At 65.7% G+C, this 11788-nt stretch carries 8 protein-coding genes and 2 pseudogenes; 6 read left to right on the forward strand and 4 right to left on the reverse strand.

Annotation, left to right across the window (positions count from 1 at the left end; translation table 11 throughout):
* Window positions 1-310: 310 nt before the first annotated feature.
* A complete protein-coding gene (locus M1105_RS20045; RefSeq protein WP_249582156.1) occupies window positions 311-2086 on the reverse strand; it encodes an SLC13 family permease in 1776 nt (591 codons plus the stop codon).
* A gap of 804 nt (window positions 2087-2890) precedes the next feature.
* On the opposite strand from M1105_RS20045, the gene M1105_RS20050 reads away from it, so the two are divergent.
* From M1105_RS20050 to M1105_RS20070, 5 genes and pseudogenes are all read left to right on the forward strand, one after another.
* Window positions 2891-3235 (forward strand): cytochrome c, encoded by a 345-nt coding sequence (locus M1105_RS20050; RefSeq protein ID WP_319936813.1) that lies wholly within the window; start codon window positions 2891-2893, stop codon window positions 3233-3235.
* 397 nt (window positions 3236-3632) lie between these two features.
* Window positions 3633-4229 (forward strand): annotated as a pseudogene (locus tag M1105_RS20055) (amino acid permease); the annotation flags it as partial.
* 183 nt (window positions 4230-4412) lie between these two features.
* On the forward strand, window positions 4413-4649 hold the full coding sequence (locus M1105_RS20060) for a hypothetical protein (RefSeq protein WP_249582157.1): 237 nt from the start codon (window positions 4413-4415) through the stop codon (window positions 4647-4649).
* Window positions 4646-5032 carry a YdaU family protein gene (locus M1105_RS20065; RefSeq protein WP_249582158.1) on the forward strand — a complete coding sequence of 129 codons (387 nt, stop codon included), beginning with the start codon at window positions 4646-4648 and terminating at the stop codon, window positions 5030-5032. Before M1105_RS20060 ends, M1105_RS20065 begins: the two co-directional genes overlap by 4 nt.
* A gap of 450 nt (window positions 5033-5482) precedes the next feature.
* A complete protein-coding gene (locus tag M1105_RS20070; RefSeq protein ID WP_249582159.1) occupies window positions 5483-5920 on the forward strand; it encodes a DUF5681 domain-containing protein in 438 nt (145 codons plus the stop codon).
* Window positions 5921-6307: 387 nt separating this feature from the next.
* On the opposite strand, the pseudogene M1105_RS20075 reads toward M1105_RS20070, so the two are convergent.
* A pseudogene (locus M1105_RS20075) lies at window positions 6308-6482 on the reverse strand (IS6 family transposase); the annotation flags it as partial.
* 167 nt (window positions 6483-6649) lie between these two features.
* Entirely contained in the window at window positions 6650-8404 is a 1755-nt protein-coding gene (locus M1105_RS20080) for an adenylate/guanylate cyclase domain-containing protein (RefSeq protein ID WP_249582160.1), read from the reverse strand.
* Between the two features lie 313 nt (window positions 8405-8717).
* Here M1105_RS20080 and M1105_RS20085 point away from each other — a divergent pair, with 313 nt between their 5' ends.
* Entirely contained in the window at window positions 8718-9800 is a 1083-nt protein-coding gene (locus M1105_RS20085) for a PLP-dependent cysteine synthase family protein (RefSeq protein ID WP_249582161.1), read from the forward strand.
* A gap of 16 nt (window positions 9801-9816) precedes the next feature.
* On the opposite strand, the gene M1105_RS20090 is transcribed toward M1105_RS20085, so the two are convergent.
* Entirely contained in the window at window positions 9817-11562 is a 1746-nt protein-coding gene (locus tag M1105_RS20090) for an adenylate/guanylate cyclase domain-containing protein (protein ID WP_249582162.1), read from the reverse strand.
* Window positions 11563-11788: the final 226 nt, after the last annotated feature.

Here is an 11788-nt window from a genome sequence, read left to right on the forward strand (position 1 = left end):
TTGTGGTGCTTGTTCCCCATCTTCGGTCCTCCTTCTCCTCACTCTAGTGGTGGACCGAAATTTCTGGGGTGGCTCAGCGCTCGATCATGGCGGGCTGCCCGGTCGGGCGTTTGGGCGGGTTCCCAAGCCTTCTCCTGCCGCGGAACGGCATCAGCGCTGGTCGTCCCATGCTCATCTGCCTCGGCCCGGATGACGTGGCCGGCCGGCGCGTTGCGGCTCATTCACGTCGTGTCCCCGACGGGCCTGAGGCCGGCGCCATGCCGGCAAGCCTCGCCGCCCGGCTGGGCACGGGACCCGGCTCAGGTCGCAGCTAGAGCGGCCACACCACCAGCAGCATGGGCACCGCGACCGCGATGACGAGCGCCTCGAGGGGTAGGCCGATCCGCCAGTAATCGCCGAACCGATACCCACCGGGGCCGAGGATGATGGTGTTGTTCTTGTGCCCGATCGGCGTCAGGAACGCGCAGGACGCAGCGACCGCGACGCCCATGAGGTAGGTGTCGGCATTGGCGCCGGTCGCCGTGGCGATCGAGACGGCGATCGGAGCCGCGATCAGCGTCGTCGCGACGTTGTTCAGGAAGTCCGACAAGGTCATCGTCACGACCATCAGTGCCGCAAGCGTCACCCATGCGGGATAGCCGCTGGTCCATGCCGTGATCTGTCTCGCGAGAAGCTCGGCGCCTCCGGTGCGCTCGAACGCCTCGGCCAGCGGGATGAGGCTGGCGAGCAGGACGATCACCTTCCATTCGATCGAGTCATAGACATCGCGCCCGCCCACAAGGCCCAGCAGCACATAGCCGATCACACTGCCGGCCAGCGCCACCGCCAGCGGCAGAACGCCGGCAACCGCAAGCCCGACGGCCATGACGAACAGGCCGATCGACAATCCGGCCTTGCGACGCTGGATCACCTCGGTCCTTCGCCCCTCGATGGGCAGCACGCCCAGCCAGTCCATTGCCGCAGAGACGCGCTCCGGCGTTCCCAGCAGCAGCAGGACGTCGCCGGCGCGGATCGGCAGGAGCTGCACGCGATCGCGGAACCGCCGCCCCTCGCGGGCGACGCCGAGCAGGGTGACCGACTGGCGATGCAAGAGGCCGAGGCTGCGGGCCGTGCGGTTCTCGATCCGCGCGCCTTCCGGGACGATCGCCTCGGCCAGCGTCAGGCCCGGGGCGGCCACCCCACCCTCGTGCTTCTCGGATCCGGCGAAGTCGAGACCCGCCTGCCCCATGAAGCTTTCGATGGATTTCGGCTCGCCCTCGACGACCAGGAAGTCGCCGGGGCGCAGAGTTTCGCGCCCCCCGAGGCCGGGCCGCCGCCTGCCGCCGCGCACGAGACCAAGGATGTGGACGTCCGCCTCATCGGCCCTCGGATAAAGGTCCTGCACGATCATCTTGTCGTCGGCACCCTTATCGCCCACACGCAGTTCCGCCACGTAGCGGCCGCGACGAACCTCCTGCTCGTAGTCCGCGATCGAGGCGCGCGCGGGAAGCAGCCGCCATCCAATCGCGGACACGTAGGCGATGCCCGCGACCGCAACCGCGAGGCCGACCGGCGCGAAGTCGAACATCGCGAACGGCGCACCCAGCGCGTCCTGACGATATTCCGAGATGACGATGTTCGGCGGCGTCCCGATCAGCGTGATCATGCCGCCGAGGATCGTCGCGAAGGAGAGGGGCATGAGGCTCTGCCCGGGGCTTCGCTTCGAACTGTTCGCCGCCTCGATGTCGAGCGGCATCAGGAGCGCCAGCGCGGCCACGTTGTTGATGACCGCCGACAGGGCGGCGGCCGCCGCCGCGACGATCGCGATGTGCAGGGGCAAGGGGCGGTCCGGATCGATAAGTCTTGCGGCGACGAGTTCGATTGCCCCCGAGGAGGTGAGGCCCCGGCTGACGATCAGCACCAGGGCTATGATGGCGACTGCGGAATGCCCGAACCCGGAGAAGACGCCGTCGGCAGGGACCACACCCAGAGCCGCGGCGACGATCAGCGCCCCGAAGGCAACGAGATCATAGCGGAAACGCCCCCAGAGCAGGAGCACGAGAATCGCGCCGAAGAGCACGAAGACGAGGGTCTGATCGCTCGGCATCGGATGGGATTAGCACAACGGGCGGCGGCGTCGGCAGCAATTTCATGGGGCGAGGCACCGGCCTGCCGCTGATCCCGCCCCGGCCCGCAGCGCGGCCGCACCGACCGCGGAATGGTCCCGATTGCCGGGCTTTCCCGGCTATGGCCCTCGGGTGGTCCTCGCTCGACGCCGAGCGCCGGGGTCGCGCCGGCGCTCGGCGGTCCGCGCTGAAGTTCGAGGACGGCGGATCCTGGCAGGAAGCCCGCCCTCCGGCCCGTTGGCGGGGGTGATGTCGCCGCCGCGCGTGCGCGCGATGGCCCTCGCGACGGCAAGGGTCCTCAACCCCTAATCTCCCACCGTTCGGTCGCGGCACTGGGTCCTCGGCGAATGGCCGACCATCGAGGCTTGTGGCGCATGGCGATACGGAGAAACCATGCCGCGGCTTCTTGTGATAGGGATGGGACTGGCCCCAACCTGCAACTGGCGCCTCATCCGCCTTTCGCCCGTGGCTGCGCGCTCGGTTTCGAGGCGCGGCGACCGCTCAGAAGACGCCATCCGGGCAGCCCGCGCCGTGAACCGCGCCTAAGGCGTGTCTGAACCGCTCGGCAACACAATAAGGCACCATGAGAAGGACGAGGCTTACCTGCGCATCGGGCGTCGTCACCGTTGGACGGAGCGGCCACGGCCTCTCCGGGAGGGCCGCCCGATGAAACCGCTCCGGCTCGCAGTGGGCGGGGTCGGCCGTGCAATCCTCCGTGGAACCGCCTGGGTCTTCCTGGCGGCCCCCGCGGACGACGCGCGGCGGACACTGGTCGTCGACACGGGGTGCATGGCGCCGCCTCGGGCGCGCCCGCGATAGACGCCACCGCGATCGTCGTGCCGCAGCTTTCTGCCGCCGCATCGAACGGGCTCGCGCTGTTCGAGCGGAACTGCGCCTCGTGTCATGGCAGGAACGCCTCGGGCACGGACCACGGCCCGCCGCTTGTTCACAGAGTCTACGAGCCGTCGCACCATGCCGACTTCGCGTTCGTCAGGGCGGTGCGCAACGGCGTGCAGGCGCATCACTGGCGATACGGGAACATGCCCCCGGTCGAGGGGCTGAGCGACAAGCAGATCGAGTGGATCGCGTCCTATGTTCGGGACCTGCAGCGCGCGAACGGGATCGAATAGGCGCGACCGGGCGCCGGCGTCTCGCATCGCCTCCGGCTCGGCGACAGCGCGATGGCGGGGCTGCCGCTCCGCGGCATCGATGCGGCACCCGAGGCCGCGACCTGACCCGAGCCCGGTCAACGCGCAGCGAAGGGCGAGGCCACCACGACGGAGCGGCAACGACGGCCAGCCCCGTCGTGATCTCGATGCCGGGAAAAGTGGCCCGGGCGGGGCGGCTCCCCCGGGCGGGGGTCGGTGCACCCATGTGAGCCGGCGCATGGACATGACCCTGGCCGATCCCGGTCGTTGGTCCGACAGGACGCGCCAGTTTCGTCGATGAGCCGCGATCAGCGGGGCGGATCGGGCGACTTGCCGGCGCCGGGGGTGGAGCGACGATTCAGGCGGGCGATCAAGAGCGATGAAGACGGGCTACGAGAAGAACAGCATCACCCTGGTCGGCGCCATCTCGATGGGCACGGGCGTCATGATCGGCGCCGGCATCTTCGCGCTGACGGGGCAGATCGCGGAACTCGCCGGCCCGCTTTTCCCCCTCTCCTTCATCGCGGGCGCGGTGGTCACGGCCTTCAGCGCCTACAGCTACGTCAAGATGTCGAACGCCTACCCGTCCGCGGGCGGCATCGCCATGATCCTCGAGCGCGCCTACGGGCCGGGCGTGGTCGCCGCGGCGGCGTCGCTGCTGATGGCGCTCTCGATGGTGATCAACGAAAGCCTTGTCGCCCGCACCTTCGGCACCTACGCGCTCAGGCCGTTCGGCGTCGGCGAGGAGGGCGTGCTGGTGCCCGTCCTCGGGGTCGCGCTCATCGTCTTCGCCTATCTCGTCAACGTGTCGGGCAACCGTTCGGTCGGCGTCGTCTCCCTCGTCTTGGCGCTCTTCAAGATCGGAGGCATCGCGGTCTTCGGGATCGCGGCCCTCGCCGCTGGCGGCTTCTCCTTCGCGCCGGCGTCGGATGCCGCCGAGACGCCCGTGACGGGCTTCATCGCCTCGGCCGCCCTTCCGCGCCCGGCTGGGCAAGCTTGAGCGCCTGCTAATCGCGGGTGCGGCTCTCATTAGCCTTGCGCCCGCCGACCGGGAGACGATGGCCGACGCTGCGCAATCGGGCCGCGATCTCGGCGAGATGATAGAGGCCCGGCGGCAACGCCTCCTCGGCCAATGGAAGACTGAGCGGGAGGGCTGCAAGTGACGCGCAGGATGCCCGTTGACGAACTTCATTGGCGGTTGTCGGACGCGCTCCGTCGTCAGCGGCTGGAGGGCTGGCCGAAGCGGTTTGCTATCGCCTTCGTGGGCCGCTGCAAGAAGGGCATCGCCCCAACGCGGAAGATGGCGCGGATCGCGCGCGAGATCGTCTCAGACATGCAGGATGGGACGGATGGTGCGCTGGTCGAAGATCTTGTGGAAGAGGCGCGCACGCCGTGAGCCGGAGTGACATCTTCTGGTTCCGCTACGACCCGCGAGACACCGTCGTCGCGACAGGGTGGATGACACTTGCTCAGAAGGGCGCGCATCACGCGCTGCTCGAGATCGCGTGGGTGCGTCTCTCCTGCTCGGTTCCTGCGGACAAAGCGTGGATCTGCACGCGGCTCCAGATTTCAACAATGGAGTTCGAAGAAATCGTCGCGCCCGTTTTGGAAGCCCTTTGGGCGCTGGAGGGCGACCCGCCGAACGCGGAATGGGTCTGCCCGTGGCTGCGGGAACGTCGCGAGGATGCCGAGCACCGCTCGCACAAGGCGCGGACTTCGGCCCGCGCCCGCCATTACCCCGACAACATCCATCCATTGAAATTAAAGGGGAAACTGTGATGCGTTCGCATTGCTATAACAGCACAGAACAGCACAGCACAGTTTGCTTAGAAGATAAGGCAGATTCTGCTTTCCGGCTTTTACTGAAAGGCGCCTTCCAGCTGCTGGCATTCCCCCTGTTCTCAGGAAGAGCAGCTGCCGACGCGACGACCGGGCCGGGATCAGCCGAGCGCGACAACCACGGTGCAGAACATCGCAACCAGGATGGCGGGGTAGCTCGCGTATGGCAGACTGAGGGTCATCTTCTTCAACTCGTTCTCGGAGCCCGATCCGGGCGACGTGAGCAAGTTTTACGCCCGGTGCACAAAGCTGAATGTGACGGTCCTCACACACATGGCAAAGCCGTCCACGCGGTCGCGCGTCCATCGCGCAAGCTGGGAATGCTGGGCGATGACCCTCTGGCGTTGCTCAGCGTGCGGACCGACGCACATTGGATGAAGAGGCGTGCTGATGTCTGAGACCCGCAAAAGCGGCGCGAAATCGGATCGCGACGCGCTCGGCCGCTTCGCGCCCGGCAATCCTGGCAAGCCTCGAGGGACGCGCCACCGCGCAACGCGCGCCGTGGAGGAGCTTCTGGACGGCGAAGCCGAGGCCCTGACCCGGAAGGCGCTGAAGATGGCACTCGATGGCGACGCAACAGCCCTCCGCCTGTACCTTGAGCGAATTGCTCCAGCGCGGAAGAGCTCTCCCGTGACATTCTCGCTGCCCGAGATGCAGACGGCGGAGGATGCGGCATCCGCGATGGGCATGATCCTTCGCGCCGTGTCCGAGGGCTACTTGACGCCTGCCGAAGCCACGACGGTCGCGGGCCTCATCGACGGCTTCCGCAGGGCGCTCGAGACAACCGACCTGGAGCAACGGATTGCCAGTTTGGAGGGCCGGCGATGAGCCGGCTTGCGAGCCGCGTTGCCGCCTTGGAGAAACGCTACGGGGGGCTGAGTTGTGAGATCGCTTCGCAACCGTGTCATGGCTCTCGAGCGCGCCGAGACGAGTCCGCTGACAGCGGAGGAATGCCTCGAGCACACCAACCGGCGATGGCTCTCTGAGCGCGAGATCGATCGATTGCTCTCCCGGCTATCCGATGCAGAGCTGCAGCGAGCGATCGATACCCTGCGCAGGAGGATGATGCGAGGGGAGGGCAAAGCGTGACCTACCCATGACGCGCGCGTTGCTGCCGCGAGACTAGGCTCGGGGTCTATACTCGACGTGTCACCGCCAGTTCGAAGGACCACACCCGCTTGACGCACTTGCGCCGGATCTCGGCGGCGAACATCGGCCCGAACCTCTGCCACCAGAACCGGATCGTCTCGTGGCTGATGTCGATGCCGCGCTCGTGCAGCAGGTCTTCAACATTCCGCAGCGACAGCGGGAAGCGGACGTAGAGCATGACCGCCAGGCGGATGATCTCGGGTGACGTTTTGAAGTAGCGGAAGGGGTTGGGTTTGCTCATGCCACGAGGGTAGGGAGGCGGCTAACCCGGCTCAAGCGGGATTGCCCTGACAGAACCGTCCAGCGTAGCATGCCAGCCTCAAATCCAAGAAATTTCTAAAATGAAACAGATAGATTAAGCCACCGCAACCGCGATCCGCGTACAGGTCTCATGAGACGGCCAGTGCGTTACTCCATCGGCAGGCCCGCGCGACAGAGCCCGTCGAACAGGACCTCGCGGCAGCGCGGGTCGGCGAAGCGCGTCTCGGCCGTGAAGCGCGCCACTGTCAGATCCGGGTGCCGCGATCGAAGGTCGTCGACGACTGCCCGCGCCCCCTCGATATCGCCCACGGCGACGAGCGCCGGCGCCAGCACCCGATGGCAGACGGTGAAGCGCGGATTGGCCGAGCGCGCTCTCCGCCCGGTCGCTACCGCCTCGGCGGGTCGGTCGAGGAAGAGAAGCGCGAAGGCCTGCCCGGTCAGCGCTCGGAAGGCGAAGTCGTCGATCGGGCTCAACTCCATCGATTGTAGGAAGTGGTCGAGCGCGTCGGCCGGCCGCCCGGCATAGAGCAGAAGCCAGCCCAGGAAGTCATGCGTCCGCGCCGCGCTCGGGTTGAGCGCGAGCGCGTCGCGCAGATGCCCGAGCCCGAGATCGAGGTCTCGCGTCAGGAACCCGAGCGAGTAGCCGCCGGTCGACAAGGCCTCGGAATCGAAAGTCCCGCGCGCCACCGCCTCGTTTGCATGAAAGACGCCGAGATCGAGATCGAGGCCCCGTCCCTGTGGCAGGCGCAGGGTCATCAACCAGGCGATGAGGCCGTGCGCCGCGGCGTGGTGAGGATTGTGCCGGATCGCTTCCTGCAAGCGCCCCATCGCCGCGTCGTGCTCGGCGCCGCTCATTCCCCGGATCAGCGGCAGCGCCTGGAGGTAGCAGTCATATGCCGTGAGGCTGCCATGCTTGGCCTGGCTCCTCCGGATCTCGATCTGCCGAAGGCGCGGCTCGATCTCGCCGATGACCTTCCGGGCGATCCGGTCCTGAAGGTCGAAGATGTCGTCGAGGGCGCCTGCGAAGCTCTGCGACCAGAGCTGCTGTCCTGTCGCAGCCGCGGCCAGCCGCACCGAGATGCGGAGCCGGCCGGACGCCTGCTGCAGCGCGCCCTCGACGAGATACCGCACGCCGAGCCGCCGACCTATCTCGGCATGGGAACGGCCGCGCAACTCGGGCGAGAAGGACGCCGACTCGGCACTGACGAAGAACCACGGGACATGGCCGAGCATCGTCACGAGCTGGTCGGCGACGCCCATGGCCAGATAGTCGTCCGATCGGTCGGGCGAGAGCGTCGAGAAGGGAAGAACCGCGACCGAGGCCTCCTCGCCCCGCTCGGGTGTCGTGGCCAGACCGTCGAGCCGCGCAACGGAACCTACCTCCGAGGCGCCGGCGGCATCCGCCGGGGGAACGACCCAGACCCGGACCGGCCGCTCGATGTTGCGGAAGTGCCGCTCGCCCAGATGCTCGAATCGGGCCTCGGTCTTGCCGTCGACATGACCGTGCAGTTCGGCCGACACTGCGATGCCGCCGACCGGGGCCGCCTGCTCGAGCCGAGTGGCGATGTTAACGCTTTCCCCGAGAAGGTCGTCGCCCTCGACGATCACGTCGCCCAGATGTATCCCGATGCGGAAGGTCAGCGCGTCTCCCCCGTCCTCGCGGGCCATGCGCGCCTGCCAGTCGAGCGCGCATGCGACGGCGCCGACCGCGCTCGCGAACTCGACGAGGAAGCCATCGCCCATCCGCTTGAAGAGCCGCCCGCGATGCCGCGCGATCATAGGGGTCAGTATCTCGGAGGCGAAGCGCGAGACCCGCGCGACCGTGCCCGCCTCATCGCGGCCGGTCATGCGGCTGTACCCGACGATGTCGGCGGCCAGGATTGCTGCGAGGCGACGCTCCATTACGCGGCCTTCCGGAGTGGTTCCTCTGATCGAGGATCATCATCCGTTACCGGCACGCAAGCCCGGAGCTGGGCCTTGCCCCAACCTCGTTGAGCATTGCGGCGGAGGTCGGCATGGTCAGATGAAACCGATTTGCTAGCCTGACACTTGCTTGGAGAGATTGGCTGGCGGCGTTCTGGGGAACTTTTTGCTCTACAGGGTGGTGATTTATGCCCCCTCGAACGAGAGAGGGAGAGAGAGGACGATCCTCGCCGGTTAGTCTAACATTGCCCTTAGCTGGGCAGATCGGCGCGCGAGAGAATGGGAGTGCGAGATGAAGGATCGGAACGGTCTTCGGACGACAATGGGTCGAGGGCGTCTCTTCGCAAGCGTACTTGACACGATCGGTGACACGCCCTGCATCAGGATCAACAATCTCGGCCCCGGCCACGTGACCATCTACGCGAAATCCGAGGCGTTCAATCCCGCGGCTTCGGTGAAGGATCGCCTCGCCGTCAACATTATTGAGGCGGCGGAGCGGGACGGACGCCTGAAGCCTGGGCAGACCGTCGTTGAGGCGACAAGCGGAAACACCGGTATTGGACTCGCCATGGTTTGTGCGCAGAAAGGCTATCCCCTCGTAGTGACGATGGCCGACAGCTTCTCGATCGAGCGGCGCAAGCTCATGCGTCTACTGGGCGCGAAGGTCGTGCTTACCCCTCGAGCGGAAAAGGGGTTTGGCATGTATCGAAAGGCCGTGGAGCTGGCCGAGGCGAACGGCTGGTTTCTCGCTCGTCAATTCGAGACTGAAGCGAATGCCGAGATACATGAAGCTACAACCGCGCGCGAGATAATGTCCGATTTCGACGGTCAGCGGCTCGACTACTTCGTGACCGGCTACGGTACAGGCGGCACGCTGAGTGGCGTAGCGCGCGTCCTACGCAAGGAACGTCCCGAGACGAAGATCGTCTTAAGCGAGCCCGCGAACGCCCAGCTGCTCGGGAGTGGCGTTTCGCAGACACGCACTACGGAGGGTGCACCGGCCGTCAGCCATCCAGCCTTCGAGCCGCATCCAATTCAAGGCTGGACGCCTGACTTCATCCCGCTCGTCCTCCAAGAGGCACTGGACAATGGATACTTCGACGAGCTCATCCCCATCCCAGGCGCAGAAGGAGTGAAGTGGGCGCGCGAGCTTGCACGGCGCGAGGGGATATTCACCGGGATTTCCGGCGGCTCCACCTTTGCGGTCTCGCTTCAGCTTGCCGAGCGCGCCGCCGCCGGTTCGGTCATTCTTTGCATGCTGCCTGATACGGGTGAGCGCTACATGTCGACACCGCTCTTCGAGGGGATCGAGGAGGGCATGAGCGACGAGGAACGAGCGATCTCGCTCTCGACGCCGGGCTATCAGATGGGATGACTGGTTTACGCGTCGCTCACTCCGGTACACCGAGACGTTGCAGCAGGCTGCAGAGCCTGTCGAGAACTCGTGGTGAGAAGACCATGGCCTCGCGGAACATGCGCGTCGTGAAACCCGGATAAGCGTTAAGCAGGATGTCTCGCGAGGCCTGCGCCTCTGCTTCGCGGCCGGCGGCCAAAAGCGAGGCCGCCAGGTTGCGGTGCACCCAAAGCGCGTTCGGACGCTCTTGGAGCGCTCGGATGAAAAGGTCGGCCGCAGCTGCGTCGTCGCCTGCCACCTGCCGCGCGCTCGCGAGCCCGACGTAGTTGTTGAAGTTCATCGGGTCGAGGGGGCTGAGTCTAAGCGCCTTACGAAAATGTGGATCGGCCTCATCAGGTCGGTCGCTGTAGACCTCAAGCCAGCCGAGCCTGCTGATCGCCCAAGCTGCGTTCGGATCGAGCGTAACCGCGCGCTCAAGAAGAATTCGCGCGACTCCGTAGTTCCGCGCGAAGGTGTGGACCGCGCCGAGCACCGCGAGGATTAGCGGGTCATCAGTCGATTCGTTGGCTGCCCGATCCGCCAGTGCCAGCGCCTTTGCCCGTGCATCAGCGGTGTCCTGCACCCAGTTGTAGACCGATCGTTGCGCCCAGCACCAAGCGGCGAGGGCAAGTGCCAAAGGATAGTTGGGGTCGATCGCGAGAGCGTGGTCTAAAAGTTCGAGCGCAGCACTCGCCTCCTCCTTCTCCAATGTCCAGACCCGTCGCATCGCGCGCATCGTATAGTCGTAGGCACCCAGCTCTTGGGGCCGCTTTCGCCGTGCGCGCTCGATTTCGGCCTGGCGGATCGAGGGTTGGAGGGCTCCAGCAACCTGCTCGGTAATCCGGTCCTGGAGATCGAAGATGTCGTCGACTGATCCGTCGTATCGTTCAGCCCAGAGATGGCCGCCGTCGGTCGTCTCGATCAGCTGAACTGTGATACGAACCCGGCTCCCCGCGCGTTGAACCGAACCTTCGAGCGCATAAGCCACGCCAAGTTCTCGCCCGATTTCCCTAACGTTGAGATGCCGGCCCTTATAGGTAAAGGCCGAGTTCCGCGCGATGACGAAAAAGGCGCGAATTCGGCTGAGCGCGGCTGTAATCGATTCTACGACACCGTCGGCAAAGTATTCTTGCTCAGGGTCCCCTGACATGTTGTCGAACGGCAGGACCGCAATTGAGGGCTTGTCTGGAGGCATCGGCTGAGCAGTTCGGCGCGGCGGGAGTAGGTCTGTCTCCGAAGGGCGCCAGCGCCAAACTTGAACGGGGCGCTCAATATTCTTCAGCTCACAGCGACCAGCGTCCTCGAATTTTTCGTCGACCCGGCCGAACACGTAATCATGGACGGCGCCGGAGACGGCGATCCCACCTGGATCAGCGATTGTCTCCAATCGTGCGGCGATGTTAACGCCATCGCCAAGGATATCATCGCCCTCGATCACGACGTCGCCGACATTGACGCCGATACGCATCGTCAGCCCACCCTCGCGTGTCGTGAGCTTCTTCTGCATCCCGACTGCAGCCCGGATCGCGTCGACAGCTGAGCCGAACTCTACCAAAAAGCCGTCGCCGGTTGTCTTGACTAGCCGCCCGCTATGCTCGTCGATTATCGGTACAATAATTGTCTCACGTAGCTGTCGCAGTTCGGCCAGCGTGTTCTCTTCATCTTCCGCTATAAACTTCGCATAGCCCGCGACGTCCGCGGCAAGGATAGCGGCAAGGCGCCGATCAACCTTGAGAGATGTCATCGAGGGCGGGTTCCTGACAATCAGCTCTGCGCTCTACGCGGAATTGGGAATTGACGAGTTTAAGAATAAGCCAGCCCCGTGGAACACACCAGTCGCTTTGACCTGCTGCCCGGAAGCTGGACCGCTGAATGGGCGAATTTTCTCGTAATTGGTCTATCCCCGGAACCTGGGCCAGTTCAGATGAGAGCCTCCGGCGCTTCGGGAACTCGGCCGTCAGGGCCGGGCG

Source organism: Thermohalobaculum sediminis (assembly GCF_023487995.1).
Taxonomy (GTDB): Bacteria; Pseudomonadota; Alphaproteobacteria; order Rhodobacterales; family Rhodobacteraceae; genus Thermohalobaculum; species Thermohalobaculum sediminis.